This is a genomic window from Acidithiobacillus sp., from assembly GCF_027322205.1.
Taxonomy (GTDB): domain Bacteria; phylum Pseudomonadota; class Gammaproteobacteria; order Acidithiobacillales; family Acidithiobacillaceae; genus Acidithiobacillus.
On record NZ_DAHVHY010000024.1, the window covers coordinates 1 to 20,711 of the forward strand.

The 20,711-nt window shown below is 57.1% G+C and carries 22 protein-coding genes; 5 read left to right on the plus strand and 17 right to left on the minus strand.

Features of this window, described 5'->3' with window-relative positions; genetic code table 11:
• From M7F93_RS05615 to rpoE, 14 genes are all read right to left on the minus strand, one after another.
• Positions 1-532, minus strand: a 532-nt coding sequence (locus tag M7F93_RS05615; protein WP_298170364.1) for a PP-loop family protein, incomplete at its 3' end; no start/stop codon positions are given.
• Positions 522-1,472, minus strand: a complete 951-nt coding sequence (gene rfaE1 / locus M7F93_RS05620) for a D-glycero-beta-D-manno-heptose-7-phosphate kinase (RefSeq protein ID WP_298170368.1) — start codon at positions 1,470-1,472, stop codon at positions 522-524. The genes M7F93_RS05615 and rfaE1, both read right to left, overlap by 11 nt.
• Before the next feature lies 1 nt (position 1,473).
• Complete coding sequence (locus M7F93_RS05625; protein WP_298170371.1) at positions 1,474-2,796, minus strand: UDP-glucose dehydrogenase family protein; 1,323 nt, start codon at positions 2,794-2,796, stop codon at positions 1,474-1,476.
• Positions 2,793-3,188, minus strand: coding sequence for a holo-ACP synthase (acpS, locus tag M7F93_RS05630; RefSeq protein ID WP_298170374.1), 396 nt, complete (start codon positions 3,186-3,188; stop codon positions 2,793-2,795). Before acpS ends, M7F93_RS05625 begins: the two co-directional genes overlap by 4 nt.
• Positions 3,185-3,910 carry a pyridoxine 5'-phosphate synthase gene (gene pdxJ / locus M7F93_RS05635; protein ID WP_298170377.1) on the minus strand — a complete coding sequence of 242 codons (726 nt, stop codon included), beginning with the start codon at positions 3,908-3,910 and terminating at the stop codon, positions 3,185-3,187. Before pdxJ ends, acpS begins: the two co-directional genes overlap by 4 nt.
• Entirely contained in the window at positions 3,907-4,674 is a 768-nt protein-coding gene (gene recO / locus M7F93_RS05640) for a DNA repair protein RecO (protein WP_298170380.1), read from the minus strand. The genes pdxJ and recO overlap by 4 nt, the downstream gene beginning before the upstream one ends.
• A complete protein-coding gene (gene era / locus M7F93_RS05645) occupies positions 4,664-5,578 on the minus strand; it encodes a GTPase Era (RefSeq protein ID WP_298170383.1) in 915 nt (304 codons plus the stop codon). Before era ends, recO begins: the two co-directional genes overlap by 11 nt.
• Positions 5,571-6,251 carry a ribonuclease III gene (gene rnc, locus M7F93_RS05650; protein ID WP_298170386.1) on the minus strand — a complete coding sequence of 227 codons (681 nt, stop codon included), beginning with the start codon at positions 6,249-6,251 and terminating at the stop codon, positions 5,571-5,573. The genes era and rnc overlap by 8 nt, the downstream gene beginning before the upstream one ends.
• Positions 6,252-6,317: 66 nt before the next feature.
• The gene (locus tag M7F93_RS05655; RefSeq protein ID WP_298170389.1) at positions 6,318-6,752 is read right to left on the minus strand and encodes a DUF4845 domain-containing protein; all 435 of its coding nucleotides are present in this window, start codon (positions 6,750-6,752) and stop codon (positions 6,318-6,320) included.
• A gap of 85 nt (positions 6,753-6,837) precedes the next feature.
• Positions 6,838-7,629: a signal peptidase I gene (gene lepB, locus M7F93_RS05660; protein ID WP_298170392.1), complete on the minus strand. Its 792-nt coding sequence runs from the start codon at positions 7,627-7,629 to the stop codon at positions 6,838-6,840.
• 67 nt (positions 7,630-7,696) lie between these two features.
• Positions 7,697-9,499: a translation elongation factor 4 gene (gene lepA, locus M7F93_RS05665; RefSeq protein WP_298170395.1), complete on the minus strand. Its 1,803-nt coding sequence runs from the start codon at positions 9,497-9,499 to the stop codon at positions 7,697-7,699.
• Between the two features lie 104 nt (positions 9,500-9,603).
• Complete coding sequence (locus M7F93_RS05670) at positions 9,604-11,094, minus strand: Do family serine endopeptidase (protein ID WP_298170398.1); 1,491 nt, start codon at positions 11,092-11,094, stop codon at positions 9,604-9,606.
• Positions 11,095-11,223: 129 nt separating this feature from the next.
• Positions 11,224-11,877 carry a sigma-E factor negative regulatory protein gene (locus M7F93_RS05675; protein WP_298170401.1) on the minus strand — a complete coding sequence of 218 codons (654 nt, stop codon included), beginning with the start codon at positions 11,875-11,877 and terminating at the stop codon, positions 11,224-11,226.
• Positions 11,874-12,500 carry an RNA polymerase sigma factor RpoE gene (gene rpoE / locus M7F93_RS05680; protein WP_298170404.1) on the minus strand — a complete coding sequence of 209 codons (627 nt, stop codon included), beginning with the start codon at positions 12,498-12,500 and terminating at the stop codon, positions 11,874-11,876. Before rpoE ends, M7F93_RS05675 begins: the two co-directional genes overlap by 4 nt.
• Before the next feature lie 116 nt (positions 12,501-12,616).
• On the opposite strand from rpoE, the gene nadB reads away from it, so the two are divergent.
• On the plus strand, positions 12,617-14,206 hold the full coding sequence (gene nadB, locus M7F93_RS05685; RefSeq protein ID WP_298170407.1) for an L-aspartate oxidase: 1,590 nt from the start codon (positions 12,617-12,619) through the stop codon (positions 14,204-14,206).
• On the opposite strand, the gene M7F93_RS05690 is transcribed toward nadB, so the two are convergent.
• Positions 14,151-14,681: a hypothetical protein gene (locus M7F93_RS05690; protein ID WP_298170409.1), complete on the minus strand. Its 531-nt coding sequence runs from the start codon at positions 14,679-14,681 to the stop codon at positions 14,151-14,153. The genes nadB and M7F93_RS05690 overlap by 56 nt on opposite strands.
• On the opposite strand from M7F93_RS05690, the gene ygfZ reads away from it, so the two are divergent.
• From ygfZ to M7F93_RS11920, 4 genes are all read left to right on the plus strand, one after another.
• Positions 14,665-15,630, plus strand: coding sequence for a CAF17-like 4Fe-4S cluster assembly/insertion protein YgfZ (ygfZ, locus tag M7F93_RS05695; RefSeq protein WP_298170412.1), 966 nt, complete (start codon positions 14,665-14,667; stop codon positions 15,628-15,630). The genes M7F93_RS05690 and ygfZ overlap by 17 nt on opposite strands.
• 3 nt (positions 15,631-15,633) lie before the next feature.
• Positions 15,634-15,984, plus strand: coding sequence for a hypothetical protein (locus M7F93_RS05700; RefSeq protein WP_298170415.1), 351 nt, complete (start codon positions 15,634-15,636; stop codon positions 15,982-15,984).
• A gap of 469 nt (positions 15,985-16,453) precedes the next feature.
• The gene (locus tag M7F93_RS05705; protein WP_298170417.1) at positions 16,454-16,840 is read left to right on the plus strand and encodes an OmpA family protein; all 387 of its coding nucleotides are present in this window, start codon (positions 16,454-16,456) and stop codon (positions 16,838-16,840) included.
• Positions 16,841-16,974: 134 nt separating this feature from the next.
• Positions 16,975-17,514 carry a DUF2459 domain-containing protein gene (locus tag M7F93_RS11920; protein WP_366144702.1) on the plus strand — a complete coding sequence of 180 codons (540 nt, stop codon included), beginning with the start codon at positions 16,975-16,977 and terminating at the stop codon, positions 17,512-17,514.
• A 165-nt stretch (positions 17,515-17,679) separates the two neighbouring features.
• On the opposite strand, the gene M7F93_RS05710 is transcribed toward M7F93_RS11920, so the two are convergent.
• Both M7F93_RS05710 and M7F93_RS05715 read right to left on the minus strand, forming a co-directional pair.
• A complete protein-coding gene (locus tag M7F93_RS05710; RefSeq protein ID WP_298170420.1) occupies positions 17,680-18,855 on the minus strand; it encodes a D-alanyl-D-alanine carboxypeptidase family protein in 1,176 nt (391 codons plus the stop codon).
• Between the two features lie 24 nt (positions 18,856-18,879).
• Positions 18,880-20,361: a Do family serine endopeptidase gene (locus tag M7F93_RS05715; protein ID WP_298170425.1), complete on the minus strand. Its 1,482-nt coding sequence runs from the start codon at positions 20,359-20,361 to the stop codon at positions 18,880-18,882.
• Between the last annotated feature and the right edge of the window lie 350 nt (positions 20,362-20,711).

Below are 20,711 nucleotides of genomic sequence, written 5' to 3' on the forward strand. Positions count from 1 at the left end.
GTAAATCGCCTTCCCGCACTCGGTAATGGGCCTTCATGGTGCGCAACTCGCCGTTATAAAACATGGACATGAGGAAGCTTTCGGCGAAATCGTCGAGATGTTGCCCCAGCGCCAGGACCTGATAGCCTTCGCGCCGTGCGCAACGATACAACGCACCCCGCCGCATCCGCGCACAAAAACTGCAATAAGAGGGCCGTAGCAGGTGTTTGTGTGCCCGCTCGTAAATATTCTGTCGCTCCAGAAAATATGGGATACCCAGCTCCCGCAGATAAGGTACCAGCGGCTGTGGGTCATAATCCGGGCTCATGGGGTCGACGGTGGCCACGCCCAATTCAAAGGGCACCGGGGATTGCCGCTGCATGGCCCGCAGCAGGTGCAGCAGGGTCAGCGAATCTTTTCCACCGGACAGGCCGAGCAGGATGCGATCCCCCGGCTGAATCATGCGGAAATCGGCAATCGCCCGGCCGATCCGGCGTTGTAAAAGCTTCGGCACGGGCAGCCGGGGCAGTGCCCTCACCATCTCAGCCTTCACGCATGGATTCCGTCGCGGCCAATTCTTCCAGTGTCACGACTGCCGCCCCCAGTTTGCCCACGACAATACCTGCTGCGCGGTTGGCCAACTCCACAGCGCGGTCCATCGCCCAGCCCGCCGCGAGTGCCGTCGCCAGGGTTGCGATGACCGTGTCTCCGGCACCGGTCACATCAAAGACTTCCCGGGCCTGAGCCGGGTGGTGATAGATGGCATCCTGCATAAAAAGGGTCATCCCTTCTTCGCCGCGTGTCACCAGCAGCGCTTCCAATTGCAGGGACTCCCGCCACTGTTCGCCCAGTGCGCGGAATTGCGCCTCATTCGCCCAGGTGCCCGCCACTGCCTGAAACTCGCTGAGATTGGGGGTAATAATGGTCGCACCCCGGTAGGGGCGATAATCCCTGCCCTTGGGATCAATCAGTACTGGAATACCCAGACTGCGCCCCAATGCCACCAGATGCTCCACTTCCCGCAAGGCGCCCTTGCCGTAATCGGACAGCAGCAGTGACTTGGCATTGATCAACAAGGCCGGTGCCTGCTGACGCAAGGCATCGCTGTGGGCTTGACTGGGCTGTGCTTCAAAATCCATGCGCAGGAGCTGTTGTTGGTGACCGATGACGCGCAACTTCACCGTCGTTGGACAGGCCTTATCAGGAATCAGCACAGCCTTGACCCCGGCCTCCGTCAGCAGTATACCCAAACGCTCACCCGCTCCGTCATCCCCGACCGGGGCCAGCAAAAGCGCATGCGCCCCCAAGGCCAGCACATTCAGGGCGACGTTGGCGGCACCGCCGGGACGTTCCTCTTCCCGCCGCACCTGCACCACCGGCACCGGCGCTTCCGGGGAGATACGTTCGACTTTGCCAAACCAGTAACGATCGAGCATCACATCGCCGATAATAGCTACCTGAGCCTGCGCCAAACTGTGCAAGTCCGTGGTCATATCAAGGGCGTCCAATAGCATGGTAAGTAAAACCTTCGGTACGCACAGTCGTCGGGTCGTAAATATTGCGCCCATCGACAATCAAGGACTGGCGGAGCAGGCTGCGCATCCGCGCAAAATCGGGGCTACGGAATTGCTGCCACTCGGTACAGATCACCAATGCATCGGCCCCTTCACAGGCCGCGTAGGGATCCAGACAGAGCTGTAACGCGCGCTGCTCACCATAAAGTCGCCGTGCCTCATCCATGGCCACCGGATCAAAAGCCTGCACATGCGCACCGCGCCGCCACAAAGCTTCCATGAGCACCCGGCTGGGAGCTTCGCGCATGTCATCGGTATTGGGTTTGAAAGCCAGGCCCCAAACGGCAATGGTCTTGCCCGTAAGATCCTCGCCTAAAGCCTGCACGACTTTCTGCTCCAGGAGGCGCTTCTGGCGATTATTCACCTTCTCCACTGCAGCTAGGAGGGGCACATCAAAATCATGTTGCCGTGCACTATACTCCAGTGCCCGCACGTCCTTCGGAAAACAGGACCCGCCATAGCCGCAACCCGGATAAATGAAGGCGTGGCCGATGCGGGGGTCGGCGCCGATGCCGCGTCGCACCTGTTCAATATCCGCCCCCATCCGCTCCGCCAAACCCGCCAACTCATTCATCAGCGAAATCCTGGTGGCGAGCATGACATTGGCCGCATATTTGGTGAGCTCCGCTGAGGGTGGGTCCATGACGATGAAACGGTCATGATTGCGGTTGAACGGCGCATAGAGGGTGCGCATCTGCTCCGCTGCCGCCCCGTTATCCGTGCCGATGATAATTCGGTCCGGCTTCATAAAGTCTGCCACCGCCGCGCCTTCTTTCAGAAACTCGGGATTGGCAATCACATCAAAGGCGATATCCGCCGCTCGCTTCTGCAAAGCCAGGGCAATTTGAGTGCGGACTTTTTGCGCCGTGCCTACCGGCACCGTGGATTTATTGATAACGATGGTCGGACGTTGCAAATATTTGCCAATATCGCCCGCCACTGCCAGCACATGGCGCAAGTTGGCAGAGCCATCTGCATCGGGCGGCGTTCCCACGGCAATGAAGAGGAAATCCCCATGAATCACCCCCTCCGCAATATCCGTCGTGAAGCACAAGCGCCCGCTGGCAAGACCTCCCTGCACGATGGCGGGCAAATCAGGCTCGTGGATGGGTACCTCACCGGCCCGCAGTCGCACGACCTTGTCGGCATCCACATCCACACACAGTACCTGATTACCCATCTGCGCGAGACAGGCACCGGTGACCAGTCCCACATATCCGGTCCCCACCACGGTCACTTTCATCGCCTATCCCCCTGTTCCAGTACCACGACCGCCATGGCATAGCGGCGTTCATCGCTGATGGACAGCCAACTGCACACGCCATCGCCGAGCCCCTGTAAGAGCTGTTGCGCGCGGCCGCCCAGGACCAGTTGCGGACGCCCGGCCGGGTCGTGACCCACCTGCACATCCATCCAGCGCATCCCATCACTCATACCGCTACCCAGTGCCTTAAACGTCGCCTCCTTAGCCGCGAAACGCCGCGCCAGGAAAGCCGCACTGGCGGCAGCCTCCCTCGGCATTTCCGCGGCCTCCAAAGGCCCCAGCAGACGCTCGGCCAGATGTTCCCCGAAGCGGGTATGGAGACGGGCCATCCGCTCTACAGCAACAATATCGGTCCCCATACCCACAATCATCCACGCGCCTCAAGCATGAGCCGTTTCATATCCGCCACCGCCATCGCCATACCGACAAACAGTGCGTGGGCGATAATAGCATGGCCGATATTCAACTCCCGGATATGGGGAATCGCTGCTACCGCCCGCACATTGTGGTAATCCAGACCATGTCCAGCGTTCACCTGTAGACCGAGGCTATCGGCAAAGCTTACCGCACTGATGATCAGGCCCAGTTCTTCTGCACGGGCCGCCGCATCAGCGGCATTGGCATAACGGCCCGTATGCAGTTCGACCACGGGCGCTCCGGTTTCCATCGCCGCCTCCAACTGAAAGGGATCGGGGTCAATGAACAACGACACCCTGACCCTGGCAGCGGCCAGACGCTGACAGGCCTCTTTGATACGCGGCAACTGTCCGGCGACGTCCAGTCCGCCTTCGGTGGTCAGCTCCGCCCGGCGTTCCGGCACCAGACAGCAATCACTGGGAGCCAGGCGCTCTGCCACACGCAGAACGCCCTCTTCTACCGCCATTTCCAGGTTGAGGCGGGTACGCAGTGTCTGACTGAGAATTTCCACATCCCGTTCCAGGATATGCCGACGATCCTCACGCAGATGCGTGGTAATGGCATCGGCTCCGGCACGTTCCGCGACAAAGGCCGCTTCCACAGGGTCTGGATAACGGGTGCCGCGCGCCTGCCGCAACGTGGCCACGTGATCAATATTCACCCCCAACGCAATCATTCGCTGTGATCCTCTCTTCGTGTCGTCGACGTGGGCCGTGTTCTGCGCAAGTATGCCGCAAGGAGGCGGCGACTCTCCAGTGGGCGCCCATTCAGATGGACTTGTAACTCCTGCTCCAAGCAGCGCCGCAAAGAGGCACCCCAGCCTCCCGCATTTCGTGTCTGCATCGCCCCCCGCAACCAACCCAAAGCAGCCGCCTCCAAGGTCACCACCACGGCATCGGGTGCATGTGCCGGACAGAGTACCCCGCGTACTGCCTGGTAAAACCAATGCTCTGAAAGTGTAGGATCGAGAGATCGACCACACTCCGCGCAGTGTTCCAGGTCGGGTGCCCAACCCAAGTTTTCCAGCAGGCGCCGCTCGAAGCGCCGCAAATACCAACCCGCACCGGGTTCACCGCGTAGTACGCTGATCGTTTCTTCATACACCGAAAAGAGCGCAGGAAAGGGATCACCACGCTGCGTGAGTCTTAACAGCAGTTCGTTGATATAAAAAAGGCTGAGGTTTTGCAGGGCATCCAGTGGCAGCGCTGGCCCAAGCTCTTCCGCCTGCGTCAGCACCGGTAACTCACCCCGCCCCAGCCAACGCACCCATAAGGGGCGCCCCGCCTCAATCCGCGCCAGCGGAGAGCGGGCGCGCCGGGCACCTTTGGCCAACACCCCCAGCCGACCCTGTGTCTGGGTAAACAGTTCGACTGTCAGGCTGGTATCCCCATAAGGATAGCGATGCAAGACCCAGGCGCGATCACCGGTCTCAGTCGTCATACCCCAGCTCGCGCAGGATATTGCGGTCTTCCGACCACTGTTCCTTTTGTTTGACCCATAAGCCCAGCCAGACCCTCGCCTCGGTCAATTGCTGCAGCGCCTCCCGCGCCCGGCTGCCAATCACCCGCAACCGGCTGCCGCCGTCACCTAAAATAATGGCTTTCTGCCCCGGCCGTCGACAATAAATAGTCGCTTCGATGCGCTGCTGGCCGTCTTCCACTTGATAGCTTTCAATAGCAACGGCGGTGTCGTAGGGTAGCTCAGCACCCAGTTGCCGGAATATTTGCTCGCGGATGATTTCGGCCGCCATAAACCGGAGGTTGCGATCAGTGACCTGATCCTCCGGGAAAGACGCCGGCGCCGGTGGTAACAGGGGCACCAGCACATCGGCCAGACGCTCCACATCAGCCGCCTTGCGTGCCGACAGCGGTATGACCGCCGCGAAATCTCCACGCCCCGCCAATATCTGCAAATAGGGAAACAAACGCGCCTTGGCCGTCACCCGGTCCACTTTGTTCACAACGGCCACCAGCGGAATGGCAGTCCGCTGTAACCAACGCAAGGCCTCCGCATCATCATGGGTCCAGAGCAGTGCCTCTACCACCAGCACGCCCAGATCCGCTGACTCCAGCGCCCCCCGGGTAGCCCGCAGCAGATGTCGGTTAAGACTGCGATAAGCACTATGTACGCCCGGTGTATCCAGAAACAACAGTTGTCCGTCGGGGCGAGTCAGTATCCCGAGAATCTGATCACGTGTTGTCTGCGGACGTGGTGCGGTGATACTGATTTTTTGCCCAACCAGATGGTTCAGCAGGGTAGATTTACCGACGTTAGGGCGCCCGAGCAGTGCCACATACCCGCTGCGATATCCTTCGTCAGGAACGACATCCGTAACATCATTCACGCGCGGCCACCTGCAGTTGCGCTAACATCAGTGCCGCGGCCTGTTGTTCTGCTTTCCGTCGACTGCCATCCTCAGCTTCGGTAGCCTCGGCGCCCGGCACATTACAACGCGCCACAAAACGTCGTTCATGGGCCTGCCCTTTTTCTGCCACCAAAGCATATATGGGAAGGGGACGTCCCTGCCCTTGCAAGAATTCCTGCAGGCGCGTTTTGGGGTCACGCAACTCTTCACCACTCAGATGATCGGTCATCAGGGGTTCAACCAGTTGCGCGACAATACCTTCTGCCGCCGCAAAACCGCCATCAAGAAAGGCCGCGCCAATCACCGCCTCCAGGGCGTCGGCACGAATGGAATCGCGTCGCGCGCCACCACTGCGTATTTCTCCGGGTCCGAGGATCAGAAAATCGGCCAGGGCGATTTCTCCGGCAATCTCCGCCAGGGTTTCCTCACGAACCAGCCGCGCCCGCATTCGCGACAGATCCCCCTCGCTCACCTTGGGAAAGCGGGCGAAGAGCTTCGCCGCCACCACGAAATTCAGCGCCGCGTCACCCAGAAACTCCAGCCGTTCATTATGCTGGGCGCCCGCACTCCGATGCGTCAGCGCCTGCAATAGCAAGGATTGCTCACGAAAATGATAGCCGACCGACTGTTGCAGCCCCTCTAAGACACCCATAAACGCAGACTCAGTAATCCAAAAGTGTGAAAGGAAAGAGCCATATCATACACGGAAAAGCCCTTTTTAATGCCCTATGGCTTTAAAATGCAGCAGCAGACTGATATTGGCTATCAAGGGCACAATCTTGTCATAACTGACGGTGATCAACGCCGGTCCCGTACCACTTTTTTCGATCTGGATGTCTTTCTGCGGGATATTGATCATGGCCACTCCTAAGCGATCGGTCAGGTTGTGACGAATTTGTGATGCGGACGCTTCCGGCGCGGACTGCTGTGCCTGCTGGCTGACGATATTCTTCAAGGACCAGTAATCGTAGTAGGACGGCATCACTTTCACCACAAAGGCGACAACAAATATCAGGATCAACAGCCAAAAAATCACGCCGATGAGTGAAATCCCGACCTCCCCGGAATGCTGCGGTGTTACGGATCGCGCACCCGGAGTACGCTGGCCAAAGATTTTCTTCACGAAATGGTCATCCCAAATTGATTTGCGCATTCCGAAACCCTCCATGAGCTCATAGATTCACCCGTGCTCTATTACTTAGTCCTGGATAACAAATTTGCAAGTGCAATCCGCACCCTCAGGAAGCACCATCCAGAGCGCGCCCAATCTGCTTCCAGCGGATAGACCAGTCCTCGGCATTCCAGGAGAACCACACAAACATCGCTTTCCCGACGATATTCCGCTCCGGCACTACACCCCAGAAACGGCTGTCATTACTATTATCACGGTCATCACCCATCATGAAATAGGAATGCGGCGGTACCTTGTAAGGCCCGAAATTCATCTGGGCTTCTGGCGTATCAAATTCAATGATGTGAAATTTATGGCCCCCAAGTTCTTGCTCATACTCTTTGGTAGGAATGACCATGCCTTCCGCGCCCTGCCCTTCCGGTCGATAATTAAAGGTTCCGATAAACTTTTGCGGTACCAGTTTATTGTTGATGTAGAGATCATTACCTTTCACTTCAATCGTGTCGCCCGGCAGGCCGATGACCCGCTTGATGTAGTCGACACGCGGATTTTTGGGATACCGAAACACCATGACATCACCCGCCTCTACCGGGCTGCCATGGGTAATGGGTGTGTGAATCAAAGGTAGCCGCAATCCCCACTGGAATTTGTTGACCAACACAAAGTCCCCCACCCGCAAGGTCGGGATCATGGATCCGGAGGGTATCTGAAAAGGCTCAAACAGAAAGGCACGGATCAGGAAAACAATAAGCAATACTGGAAAAAAACTCCGGGCATACTCGACAACAATAGACTCTCTGGCTTCCGCAAGCCGATTCTTTCGCAAAAACAGGAGATCTATCAGCCAGATCAAGCCGGAAAGCACAACCGCCAGAAACAACCCAAGGGTAAAATCCATTCAGCACCTATCCTTCACTCTGTGCATTACCACAATCAGCCTCCGCATTCAGTTCACGGAGCGCGTTTTATCTCTTGTCACTTTTCAGCACGGCCAGAAAAGCCTCTTGGGGAATCTCCACATGGCCAATCTGCTTCATGCGTTTTTTACCCTCTTTCTGCTTTTCCAGCAATTTGCGTTTACGGGAAATGTCACCGCCATAACACTTGGCCAGCACATTCTTGCGCATGGCTTTGACTGAATCCCGGGCGATCACCCGGGCGCCGATCGCTGCCTGTATCGCCACCTCAAACATCTGCCGGGGGATCAACTCACGTAATCTGGTTACCAATTCCCGCCCGCGCCGCTCGGACGCATCGCGGTGGACAATCCAGGACAGCGCATCCAACTTTTCGCCGTTGATCAAAATGTCCATTTTTACCAGCGGTCCGCTTTCAAAGCGCGCGAATTCATAATCCATGGAGGCATAACCGCGACTCACCGATTTGAGGCGGTCAAAAAAATTCAAAACCACCTCATTGTGGGGCAATTCATAACGCAGCATAACCTGCCCGCCCGTAAACTGCATGTTTTTCTGCCGCCCGCGCCGCTCTTCGCAGAGCGCGATCACCGGCCCGAGATAAGCTTCCGGCACCAAAATATTTGCCGTAATGACTGGCTCCTGAATATCCGCAATCTGCTGTATAGGTGGTAAATCGGCAGGATTAGAGATCTTCAGCACCTGCCCGTCCGTGGTAATCACCTGATAGATGACGGTTGGCGCGGTGCTGATCAGCTCCAACTGATACTCCCGCTCCAAGCGCTCCTGCACGATTTCCATGTGCAATAGCCCCAGAAACCCGCAACGGAAACCAAAGCCCAAGGCTTGTGACGTCTCCGGCTCAAACTGCAACGCCGCATCATTCAACCGCAATTTCTGCAGTGCCTCGCGAAAATCTTCATAGTCCGCCGAGTCCACGGGATAAAGCCCGGTAAACACCTGCGGCTGCACCTCGCGAAAACCCGGCAGCGGCGCGCTTGCGGGGCGGTCCTGTTCCGTCAGAGTGTCCCCCACCCGGGCGCCTTCAATGGTCCGCACGCCGGCAATAACAAAGCCTACCGCACCGGTCTCCAGAGCTGGCGCCGGCAGGGATTTTGGGGTAAAAACACCGACCTTTTCGACCACATAAGATTTCTGACCCACCATCGTCAGAATACGCTGGCCAGGTCGGATAGAACCATTCATCACCCGCACCAGAACCACGGTCCCCAGGTAGTTATCGAACCAGGAGTCGATGATGAGAGCTTGTAGCGGCGCGTCCGGATTGCCTTGGGGCGGCGGGATACGCTCCACCACCCGTTCCAGAATCTCCCGAATACCGATGCCCTCTTTGGCACTGGCCTCCAAGGCATCATCGGCGGGCAGCCCGACAATTTCTTCAATCTCTTTGCGCACCCGCTCCGGATCGGCGGCTGGCAAATCAATCTTGTTCAGGACAGGCAGAATCTCCAGATCATGTTCGAGCGCCGTGTAGCAGTTAGCCACACTTTGCGCTTCCACGCCCTGCGAAGCATCCACGACCAGCAGAGCCCCTTCACAGGCGGCCAGCGAACGGCTGACTTCGTAAGAAAAATCCACATGGCCCGGCGTATCAATGAGATTGAATTGATACTCCTGCCCATCTGCGGCGCGAAACTGCAAGCGCACACTCTGTGCCTTGATGGTGATTCCGCGTTCCCGTTCGATGTCCATGGTATCCAACACCTGACTGGACATTTCCCGCTCGGTCAGCGCCCCGCAAAGGCGGATAAACTGATCCGCGAGCGTGGATTTGCCGTGATCCACATGGGCGATAATAGAAAAATTACGAATGTGTTGCTGTTCAGTCATATGACCTGTCAATCCATGGGCACCCGGCGGCTATACCGCCACGCCAGACACCATAACAAAAAGGGCTGGTATAAACACCCAGCCCTTCGCGGTGACTACCTGCATCAATGCGGCAGCGAAAGCACCAGATAAAAACTCCCCTCACCGCGCCGCACCAACACTGGTATCGGCTGGCCTGCCGGCAACACTGCCGCCAGCTTCTGCAAATCGGTAGCATTGGCGATCTGCTGTTGTGCCACCTGCAGAATCACATCGCCAGGACGAATACCAGCTTCTGCCGCCGGGCCAACTCCGACACCGAGGACAAGAACGCCGGTGTTTACGTTCAGTTGCTTACGTGCTTCTGCCGTCAGCGGACCAACCTGCATGTTCAGTCGTTTGACTTCGCCCTTCTGCGCCGAGTTGTTGGGCGCGGCAGATTCCGCCGCAGCGTTCTCCAGGTTACTGGGCAGGCTCTCGACCATGATATTGAGAATCATGGGTTTGCCATCACGAATGACACCCAACTTCGCCTTGAAGCCAGCAGGCAATGCGCCCACCAGCGGCGGCAACTGACCCGAGTTATAGATGGACTGGCCATCAAAGGAAACGATGACATCCCCTGGACGCAGCCCCGCCTTGGCGGCCGGGCCATCAGGTACTACCTGCGACACCAGCGCACCCACCGGCTCCTTCATGTGGAAGGACTTGGCGAGATCCATGCTGACGTCCTGAATCATGACCCCGAGCCAGCCAAAATGCACTTTCTGATGCAACTTTAACTGCTTGACCGCATCCATAGCGACATTAATAGGGATGGAGAAGGACAACCCCATGTAGCCACCACTACTGGTATAAATCTGGTCATTGATCCCAATCACCTGACCACGCATGTTGAAGAGCGGGCCACCGGAGTTGCCGGGGTTAATCGGCACATCCGTTTGAATGAACGGGATATAAGGGTCATCTGGCAAAGGCCGCGAGGTCGCACTGACCACACCCTGGGTCACGCTGTTCTCAAAGCCAAAGGGCGACCCTACTGCCAGTACCCATTGCCCGACCTCCAACTTGCCGGAATCACCAATTTGTACCATTGGCAGATTTTTCGCGTCGATTTTGAGCAACGCAACGTCCATGCGCGTTGACAACCCCACCAAGTGGGCCGTGTATTGATGATGATTGGTGAGGCTGACGATGATCTTCTGGGCACCCTTCACCACATGCGCCGCTGTCACAATATAACCATCAGGACTGACGATAAAACCGGAACCCAGAGACTGCACCTGATATTTCTGATCGTCTTTGGCCCCAGGCACTCCCTGGGTGCCAGGTTGCCCCGGTGCACCAAAGAAGGGGGCGAAAAACTGGTTCAGGGGGGAGTTCGGCGGGAATGGCGAGCCCGTGTTGTGCGCTACCTTGGTCTCTGTCGTGCTGATGTTCACCACAGCGGGTCCATACTGTTTGACGATAGGCGTAAAATCAGGCAAACCTACCAATGCTTGACCGCTAGTACCGGCGTCCGCCCACACGGGTGCTATCGTCCCTATGCCCACCAGTCCCAAACCTACACAAAGCGCCACCGCAAGGCGCTGTCTACTCAGCACACGATCTTTCAAGAAACCCCCTCCCAACCATCGGATTTATGACTTCATCTAAGATGTGTCTATCATCTCGGTATCCGTTGTACTTAGCAACAGGCATGGCCCTTTCGACCATGCGCGCAGACGCCCGCCAACTAACAAATTCTAAGGATTACCTGCAGGAAAAGCTATATCGGCTGCGCTGATCCCTTCTGTAGCCGTAACGGCCGTACTTTCCAGACCAGACTGACCCGAACCATAGGCAGAAGCGAGGTAATTACCACTACCCGGTACCCAGAGCCGTTGAATGTCTCTCTGAATGAGTATGTCTGTGCCGGAAGATGGCGACGCAATGTCGGATACAGGGCGCAGATGAAATTCCTCATTACCGGAAGAAAAGCCTTTCAGCATGGCGGTCTGTGCATAATGATCAGACCCGCTGCCAGTAATAATGGACGCATCCGGTACATTCCTGTGTGGCAAGAGGCCTACCAGCGTCACCGATACCACCAGCACTGCGGCAACGGAACCCACCTTAATCCAGAAACGCTTGGGAATACCCTGCCGCGGGGCGAGTTGCGGAGCCAGGATACTAGGTTCGCTCACAATCTCCCAGGCAACCCGGTCCGCGAAATCGGTCGACGCCAACTGCACCCCTTTTCGGTCATTTTGCAGAAGAAAAGAGACGCGATACTGAGACTCCCAGGCCTCTCGCAACCCACACTCACTTTGCAGACGCGCGGCTAAGCGGTTGGCGCGCAGCCCGGTCAGCTCGCCTTCCATGAACGCCATCAGTTCTTTTTGCGTTTCATCGTTCATGACTTTTCCTGCTCTAACAACGGGGCCAAAACATTGGCAATTGATTCACGCGCTCGAAAAATCCGGGATCTTACTGTCCCCACTGGGCACTCCATGACCTGGGCAATTTCATCGTAACTCAAACCCTCAAATTCCCGCAAAGTCACCGCTGTGCGCAGATCTTCCGGCAATACTGCCAATGCCGCATCGATATGCTCTGCCAATTCCTTACCGAGCAGCAACCCCTCTGGGGTATCATACTCCCTTAGTCCATCGGCACTGGCAAATTGTTCCGCATCTTCGGTTTCTGCATCCACAATAGAAACCTGGCGGCCTTGGGCTACGAGGTGATTCTTTGCCGTATTGACGGCGATACGGTACAACCAAGTATAAAAAGCGCTGTCGCCACGAAAATTAGCAAGCGCACGATAGGCTTTGACAAAAGCTTCCTGTGCCACGTCTTCGGCCTCCTCGGGCGAGCGCACAAAGCGCCCGACCAAGGCAATCACCTTGTGTTGGTATTTGCGCACCAGGAGATCAAATGCCCCCTTCTCTCCCTTTTGCACGCGCTGGACGAGGAGCAGATCACTGGGGGCGCCATGTTCCTGACTGCCCGCAGTGCCGCGCCCTGTAATCTTACCCATTCGGACTTTCCCTTTGTTCTTAGGTGCCGTTCTTCACCTTATCAGTTGGTCATCGTATCATGACCGCTGCCAATTCTCGCAACGCTTGCGCCCAACATCTCTACCCAGGACAGCAAATGCCTTTTTTCGATTTTCTCATTATCGGCTCCGGCGCCGCCGGGCTCAGTACGGCCCTGGGGCTCAGCCGCCTCGGCCAAGTAGGCATTGTGAGCAAAGGGCAGGCGGGCGATTCCGCCAGCGACTGGGCGCAAGGTGGCATCGCCGCCGTCATGGATATGGACCACGACAGTATTGCACTGCATATCGAGGATACCCTGGGAGCCGGTGCGGGATTATGTCACCCCGAGGCAGTCCGGCAAATTGTCGGCCGAGGCCCGGAGGCTGCGTGTCAGTTAATCGACTGGGGGGTGCCCTTTGATCGCCAGCCGGATGGCAACTGGCACCTCACCCGAGAGGGTGGCCACCAGGCACGTCGGGTACTGCACAGTGCCGATACTACGGGCCACGCCATCGAGAGTACCCTGCTGCGAAGGGCTCTGGCCGAACCTGCCGTACAGATGGCTGAGGAACACTACGCCAGCGATCTTTGGCTCAACGGGGGCCGTTGCGCGGGCGTCTGGGTACTCGCTCCGGGAGGCGACCGTCCGGAATTGTGGACCGCACGGGCGGTGATTCTCGCCAGTGGCGGGGCCGGTCAATTGTATCTGCACACCAGTAATCCGCTGGTGGCCACCGGGGATGGCATCGCACTCGCCTATCGGGCGGGTGCGGAAATCGCCAATCTGGAGTTTATCCAGTTTCATCCCACTACCCTCTACCGGCCGGGTAGTGCACCTTTTTTGCTTTCTGAGGCTTTGCGCGGTGAGGGAGCGCTCTTGCGCCTGCCGGACGGTAGTGCTTTTCTGGAGCATTATGACCCCCGTGCCGAGCTGGCACCGCGGGATATTGTCGCGCGCGCGATTGATACGGAGATGAGGCGGCATCACCTCGCCTATGTCACTCTGGACATCAGCGCGCAGCCCGGCTCCCTGGTGCAGCAACATTTTCCGGCGATTTTCGCGCACTGCCGGGCACGGGGCTATGATCTGACGCGGGAACCGATTCCGGTGGTCCCCGCCGCCCACTATACCTGCGGCGGCGTGGTCGTAGATGCAGCGGGACGCAGCACTATCCCGGGACTTTATGCGGTGGGTGAAGTCAGTTCCACCGGGCTGCACGGTGCCAATCGTCTTGCCAGCAATTCATTGCTGGAATGTGTGGTGGGTGCGGCAGCGATTGTTGCCGACCTGGCAGGACAGTCGCACCTGCCCAATGGCCCGCGCCAAGCGCCCGGGCGTTCGCCGGAACAACCAGCAACGGTCGCGCCGAAAGCAGGTATCGCGGTCCTGCGGCAGACCTTGCAGGCAGGCATGTGGCAAGCAGCAGGCATTATCCGCAACGATGAAGGCCTGCGGTCCGCCAGCGCACGCTGGCATGAACTGACTACACGCATTGGCGATAGCCTGTACGGGCCGCGGTTTTATCAGGAGCTGCGCAATCTGCGCCAGTGCGCAGAAATTCTCACCCGTTCCGCGCTGTTACGCGAAGAATCCCGTGGCTGTCATTTCAACAGTGACCATCCGCAACGCCAGGACGTGGCAGCGGACAGTATCAGCCAGCGGGATCAGCCGGGTCCGCTGCTGCGTCCCATTCCTGGCGTAACCTGAATCGCCAGCGCCGCCACAGATCATCGCTTGTCGTGAAAAGGCCGATCAGCACCTGGCGGTGACCATCGCTATCCTGCAGGGGGACCACCCCCAGGCGCTGATGCAGAAACGGACGAGCGCGAAGCTGAACCGGCACCACGCTGCCATCCTCCATTTGTACCCGCAGGTCGCTCTCTATACCGAGCAGGATCGCCTCCGGTACGGCCTGGCCGACCCGCTGACGTAGAGGGCAGCGCCAGACGATCCATGCCAGCACCACGGCGAGCAGTGCCAAACCCCAGCGCCAGTCGTGGCCCATCGTAAAACCCGCGCAAAGTAAAGCCAGTGCACAGGGAACACTCTGTAACCAGCGCTGTCGCCGGGCACTTCCGAAGGAAAGAATCGACAGGACTTTGTCGCCGTCACCCATAAGGGTATGATCGAGGCCATGCTGTTTCAGCAACCGGGAGTCTAATCGTATGTCTTCAGCCATCATTACCTTTACCCCCCTGCATACGGAACTGGGTCTGATTCACGCCTACGGTGTGGATGTCGAAAAGTTTTTACAAGGGCAATTCTCCAATGATCTGCATGCGTTGGCCAGTGGTCACGGTCAGTGGAGCAGCTACAGCACGGCCAAAGGGCGCATGATCGCCAATTTTTACGTACAGCGCGACGGCGAGGCCTTTTGGCTGAGCCTGGCCGCCGATATGGCCGACATAATCATCGAGCGCCTGCGCAAGTTTCGGATGATGGCCAAGCTGGAGATTGAGCGGGGGGAACCGGAATCCGCGTTATTCGCTGTCTCGGGTAGAGGTGCTGGTGATCTGCTCGGCCATGCCCTCGGGATTGCGGCGCCGGAAACCGGCAACAGCGGGGTGGTCTGCGACGACATGATCATTACCCGCCTGCCCTGGGCGGATGCGGAAGCCTTCCTGATCATTTTGCCTGCATCCCGTGTGGAGGTGGTCAGCGCAAAGCTAGCGGCTGCCGGTGCATGGGCCGGGTCTGCGGAGGATTGGCGATTACAGGCCATTCATGCCGGCGTCGGCATGATCAGTGGTGCCACCACCGAAAAAGTCATTCCCCAGGAGCTGAATCTGGAAGTATTGGGCGGCATCAATTTCAAGAAGGGCTGTTATCCGGGGCAAGAGATTGTCGCCCGTTCCCACTATCTCGGTAAACTGAAGAACCAGACTTATCGGATTGCATCCCAGGCGCCACTGCGAGCAGGCGAAGAAATTTTCAGTGCCCGCATGGGTGAGCAAAGCATCGGTATGGTCATCAATGCGGCGCCGGATCCTCAGGGTGGCTTTGCAGCGCTAGCCGTTTTACGCGCCGCCAACGTCGGGGATGCCTTAATGGCCGGAGCGCCAAATGGTACGCCTTTGGGCTTAGAGAAACTTCCCTACCCCCTGCCCTTGGACGTCGCCAGGGAAGGATAACCAATGTGGGGTCTGGTGGCAGGCGTTGTCAGTTATCCGGTATTTGCCTGGTATAGTAAGCATTATCTGGGTGAGCAGGGACTGGAACGCGGGTTTACCCGCATGGTACTGGTGTTTCTGGTGGCCACCATACTCTCTTCGGCGCTCGGTTATGGAGTTTCGTGGATGACCAGTACCCCGCAGAGCCGCAACAGCCAGGCTCAGTTGCAAAAAAAGGGCACCGCAGTGTTGGCTGACGAGTTGGAATGCGCGCGCGACCCTGCCAGCGCCGTTTGCCAGTCCACTGCGGAGCAAGCCAACGCTTTGGAGCAAAAACTCCTGTCCGGCCTCGCTGGTAACCATCAAAATCAGTGAGATATCGAAAAGCCGGCGGCGCCTCACCATGCCTGCAGATCAATTAATGACTCAACCGACCAGATTGCGTACCGTACAATCGCCACGATCATCCATCTCCCAGTACACAACAGTGGGGCTGGCCGGAAGAGCATTTCGGGCAGTCCCGTGTGACGCGGATTTGGTGCTGAAACTTACATGGCCGACAACGGTCACAAACTGGACACCAAAGCCATGACTGCGGTCGCGGCTCAATCCACTTTACACAGGAGTAAGCATAATGCCACTCGTAAGCTTGCGCGACAGGCCAAGGAAGCCTTTGCTGATATTGGCAGCTTGTTCACTGCCCCTTGCCGGATGTGCCCAAGAGCCCTCACCATTGCCTGCAAAACCTGTGTCTGTCATGGTGCCAGCGCCGCAGCCCTCGCCGACTGACCGGTATCGCCCCCCCAGCGTTCAGGACCAAAAGATAAACGGTCCCCTGGGCGGGATGAATAAGTATTTGTCGGATGCAGAGCTGGCTGCGTTACCCAGGCATCTGCGTGTGCATTTCGCCACTAATAGCAGCCAGGTGAACGCCCTTGGACGCCGCATCGCCAAGGATAACGCACAGTTTCTGCTCAAATTCCCCCGGGTCGATGTGCGTCTCGAAGGCAATTGTGACCAGCGCGGCACCCAGGAATATAATTTAGCCCTTGGTGACCGCCGCGCAGAATCCGTCGCCAGAATTCTCGAAGCAGATGGAATACCTGCCACGCGTATCCAAATGGTTTCCTTCGGCAAGGACAATCTGCTCTGTGACCAAAACAACGCGTCTTGCTGGAAGCGTAATCGTCGGGTCGATTTCGTCTATCATGCGGTACTGGGCGGCAAATAAGCGCTGTGGGTGCTCTGCGCGCGGTGCTGATCCTTCTTGGCGTGGCAACTTTGGCCGGGTGTACTGCACCAGCTGTATCTGTGGCGGCAACACCGACTGACGCTCCAATGAGCTGCACCGATGTCCCGGCAGTGATGGGTATTATAAATATCGGTTGGCACACCGGAGTCATTATACCGAGTATTGATCTGGGGCAACTATCTGCGGATTTGTCTCCGTATTTTGGGGCGACGCCACGCTACTGGATATTCGGATGGGGAAACAGACAGTATTATATGACCTCTGATCCTGGAATTTTGTCCGGAATATCGGCGTTGTTTCCGTCCCGCAGCGTATTGTTGGTCAGAGCCTTATCGTACAAGCCCACTGACCGTAATATGCCTGGTGTAAAAATTTGGTGGCTCCCCCTCACTGCGTCTGACCGGCGCCATCTGGATCATTATCTTACCCGCTATTATTATATAAGTTCTTTGGGGAAATTGACAGATCTCGGGGCCGGGCCATACCCGCACAGCGCATTTTTTGCTTCCACAGGCACCTATGATGCTTTTCATACCTGCAATACTTGGACGGTGACCGCACTCCAAAAAGCGGGTTTCCCAGTGAGCCCGCAAGGAGTGCTCTTTGCTGGTCAAGTACGGGCAGATATGCATAAACTACCATTCTGTGACTAGCCCGATATTACCCAAAGATCCGGAAACAGCACGCTTGGACCATGAGATAACCTGGCTGTTGACTGCTTTGCTGATGTTCATCGTCAGGGCACTGGCGCTGAGGGGTAATGCCAGCAGCCCCAGAAACAGGGGAGGTTCACGAAGTGCACGTTGTATGATCTGCTCCTATAGGGATTGTTTGACGCGATTCCACAAGCTGCCGATAGTGCCTGCGGGTTTGGCCGCTTCGGTGGCCACCAGAGGCGTTATTGCCAGCACTTTACCATCCAGAGACACGGTCATCTCGCCGAGGGCTTCGTCTTTCTGAATGGTTTTAACGCCTACATGCCGGTAACTGACTTTGGTGCTGAGATGATCCGCAGCGCCTTTGGGGATGGTGACATCCACGTTGTTGGCGACGGCGACCGGCAGCTTATCGGGATTAAGGCCTGTATCGCTATAGATGCCAACCACTTTGCCCGCCGTCGTGACCTGATGATCGGCGGTAAAGTGATAACCATAATCGAGCAGGGCTACCACCGAGTTGACGCCGTTGGACCAGCTGGGGGTCCCCATGACCACCGCGATCAGCCGTCGCCCGTTACGGATGGCGGTGGTATCCATGCAGTAACCGGCCGCATGGGTATGACCGGTCTTCAGGCCATCAATGCTGGGGTGGCCGAAGAGCGCCGGGTTCCAGCTGCGCTGGGTGATGTGGTTGTAGCGATACGATTTGAGTTTGGAGATATTGATGATTTGTGGATATTTTTTGATCAGATCCCGAGAAATCAGCGCCACATCCCGCGCCGAGGTATGCAGATCGGGGGTGGGCAGTCCATCGACGTCACTGTAATGGGTACCATGCAAGCCCAGCTTAAGTGCTGTCGCATTCATTTCATTGACGAAAGCAGCCTGGCTGCCGGCGATAGCCTGAGCGAGGGCGACCGCTGCATCATTACCCGAATCAATGATCAGGCCGTGCATCAACTGATCCACGGTCACAGGCAGGTTAGGCTGAATGAAGAGGCTGGAGCCCCCCGTATGCCAGGCCACCCGGCTGACGTGAATGCGCTGATTCCAGTGCAGGGTGCCATTGGCGAGAGCACCGTAAGCGAGATAAGCGGTCATCAGCTTGGTCAGGCTGGCAGGGGGCAATTGCAGATTCGGGTTCTTCTCGGCAATAATCTGGCCGGTCTGGAAGTCCATCAGGATGTAGCTTTTAGCGTCCGGCAGGGGTGGTGCCGACGGCATGAGCACGGGCGCAGCAGAAGCCGTGTCGGCACCACCTGCCAGCGCCAGAGAGAGTGCGGCAATCCCTGAAATAAGACTTCGCTTGCGCTGCTGCTGAGGGTCTAACGCCATGGTGCGTCCTTTTACGGTCAGGAGTTAATGTTGGGACAGACTGACGACCACGTAGAGACTCTGCTTGCCTTTGCGCACCAGCATCGGGATAGGCGTATGGGCCGGTAGTCCCTTGACGATATGCTGGAATTGCCCGGGGCTGTTCACCGCCTGCTGATTGATTTGCTGGATAGCCATACCGTCCACCAGACCCAACTGCGCGGCGGGGCCGGGGTACACGCTTTCGATCAATACCCCATGATGGATGCCCAGACGTTTTTGTTCGTTCCGACCCAGCGTGGTAACGCGCAGGCCGAGACGATGGATATCCTCCGTTTTTTCCTCCGTGACGTAACGCATTTTCGGGGGCATGGTGCCGATGGTGACCTGCAGGGTTTCCGGCTTGCCACGGCGCAGGATACCTATGGGCACCGTGGTACCCGGCGGTGTATCACCCACTATAGGCGGCAGTTGGCCGACGCTGTAAACGGGTGCATGGTTATAGGTGACAATCACATCTCCAGCCTTAAGTCCGGCCTTGGCCGCGGCCTCATCGGGTGTAACCGAAGCCACCAGAGCACCCACCGGCTCTTTCAGATGCAGCGCCTTCGCCATCTGCGGATTAACCTGCTGTACATCCACTCCCAACCAGCCGAAGGTGGGCTTCTTGTGCTGCTCAAAGGCATGAACGGCACGCATGGCGGTATTGATTGGGATGCTGAAAGACAGGCCCATATAGCCGCCGTCATTGGTATAAATCTGGTCATTGATGCCGACGACCTGCCCTTCCATGTTGAAAATAGGCCCACCGGAATTGCCCGGATTAATGGGCACATCACTCTGAATAAAGGGGATATATTCATCGTCATGGGGCAGGGGCCGGTCCAGGGCGCTGACCACACCCTGGGTGACCGTATTATAAAAACCAAAGGGCATGCCGATGGCGAGTAACCATTGACCGACCTTCATGGTTTTGGAATTGCCCAGTTCTACAGTAGGCAGATTATGGGCGTCAATTTTGAGTAAGGCGGTGTCATAACGCACCGAGAGCCCCACCACTTTGGCCGGATAGGCATGATGATTGGTCAGGGTGACGATAATATGATGCATGCCGCGCACCACATGGCCAGCGGTTACAATATAGCCGTCGGGAGAGATGATAAACCCCGAACCCAGGGCTTCCATTTTTTCTTTCTGGGGTGGTGAATCACCGGGTAAGCTCTGAAAAAAATGGTAGAATGGAGAGTTTTTCGGGAAGGGATCATTTTGCTGCTGGTTGCTGACAACCTTGGTATCAGAATCGTCAATTTTGACAATGGCGTTCCCGTATTTCTGTACGATGGGCGTAAAGTCCGGCAGATCTACTAGTTTTTTTGGAGTTGCAGGGGTGACAACGGTGGGAGCGCTGCCGGGGTTGCCTGTTGCGGAATACGCCCAGCCGGTAGCACCCAGACCAAAACCCAGAGCGGTCGCTGCTGCGGCGACCATCAAGCGGCGGGGCTGCAACCATTTTTCCTTCATTCCCATATTTGTTTGCTCCTTGTTTATCAGCACTGGCCCAGTGCCGACGCAATCATCCCTTATGCTGATCCCAGCGACGTAAGAAATACTCCACTAAAATACTGGACGGATAAGTCAGAACCGCAATTCCAGAGAGAATCAACAGAACCTCCAATATCTGAGAAATAATCATACTATCGATCTTTTCACCTTGCCTGACGATGGGGTCAGTGGATAATCCATGCTGAAACTTTGCGTTGTCCTTGCATCGTCACGGGTTATATTCATCTGGCATAAGACGCCGGGTTCTGCCGGGAAGTTCCCGAGTCTGAAGTGATGCGGTCCGGAGTTGAGCGGGAACTTTAGGACCCCGTTTC

What these genes read in the sequence shown, in the direction of transcription:
- rfaE1 (WP_298170368.1), bottom strand. Translation starts at nt 1,472, where the DNA reads ATGACCACGGACTTGCACAGTTTGGCGCAGGCTCAGGTAGCTATTATC.
- M7F93_RS05625 (WP_298170371.1), bottom strand. Translation starts at nt 2,796, where the DNA reads ATGAAAGTGACCGTGGTGGGGACCGGATATGTGGGACTGGTCACCGGT.
- acpS (WP_298170374.1), bottom strand. Translation starts at nt 3,188, where the DNA reads ATGATTGTGGGTATGGGGACCGATATTGTTGCTGTAGAGCGGATGGCC.
- pdxJ (WP_298170377.1), bottom strand. Translation starts at nt 3,910, where the DNA reads ATGATTGCGTTGGGGGTGAATATTGATCACGTGGCCACGTTGCGGCAG.
- recO (WP_298170380.1), bottom strand. Translation starts at nt 4,674, where the DNA reads ATGACGACTGAGACCGGTGATCGCGCCTGGGTCTTGCATCGCTATCCT.
- rnc (WP_298170386.1), bottom strand. Translation starts at nt 6,251, where the DNA reads ATGGGTGTCTTAGAGGGGCTGCAACAGTCGGTCGGCTATCATTTTCGT.
- M7F93_RS05655 (WP_298170389.1), bottom strand. Translation starts at nt 6,752, where the DNA reads ATGCGCAAATCAATTTGGGATGACCATTTCGTGAAGAAAATCTTTGGC.
- lepB (WP_298170392.1), bottom strand. Translation starts at nt 7,629, where the DNA reads ATGGATTTTACCCTTGGGTTGTTTCTGGCGGTTGTGCTTTCCGGCTTG.
- lepA (WP_298170395.1), bottom strand. Translation starts at nt 9,499, where the DNA reads ATGACTGAACAGCAACACATTCGTAATTTTTCTATTATCGCCCATGTG.
- M7F93_RS05675 (WP_298170401.1), bottom strand. Translation starts at nt 11,877, where the DNA reads ATGAACGATGAAACGCAAAAAGAACTGATGGCGTTCATGGAAGGCGAG.
- rpoE (WP_298170404.1), bottom strand. Translation starts at nt 12,500, where the DNA reads ATGGGTAAGATTACAGGGCGCGGCACTGCGGGCAGTCAGGAACATGGC.
- nadB (WP_298170407.1), top strand. Translation starts at nt 12,617, where the DNA reads ATGCCTTTTTTCGATTTTCTCATTATCGGCTCCGGCGCCGCCGGGCTC.
- ygfZ (WP_298170412.1), top strand. Translation starts at nt 14,665, where the DNA reads ATGTCTTCAGCCATCATTACCTTTACCCCCCTGCATACGGAACTGGGT.
- M7F93_RS05690 (WP_298170409.1), bottom strand. Translation starts at nt 14,681, where the DNA reads ATGATGGCTGAAGACATACGATTAGACTCCCGGTTGCTGAAACAGCAT.
- M7F93_RS05700 (WP_298170415.1), top strand. Translation starts at nt 15,634, where the DNA reads ATGTGGGGTCTGGTGGCAGGCGTTGTCAGTTATCCGGTATTTGCCTGG.
- M7F93_RS05705 (WP_298170417.1), top strand. Translation starts at nt 16,454, where the DNA reads ATGAATAAGTATTTGTCGGATGCAGAGCTGGCTGCGTTACCCAGGCAT.
- M7F93_RS11920 (WP_366144702.1), top strand. Translation starts at nt 16,975, where the DNA reads ATGGGTATTATAAATATCGGTTGGCACACCGGAGTCATTATACCGAGT.
- M7F93_RS05710 (WP_298170420.1), bottom strand. Translation starts at nt 18,855, where the DNA reads ATGGCGTTAGACCCTCAGCAGCAGCGCAAGCGAAGTCTTATTTCAGGG.
- M7F93_RS05715 (WP_298170425.1), bottom strand. Translation starts at nt 20,361, where the DNA reads ATGGGAATGAAGGAAAAATGGTTGCAGCCCCGCCGCTTGATGGTCGCC.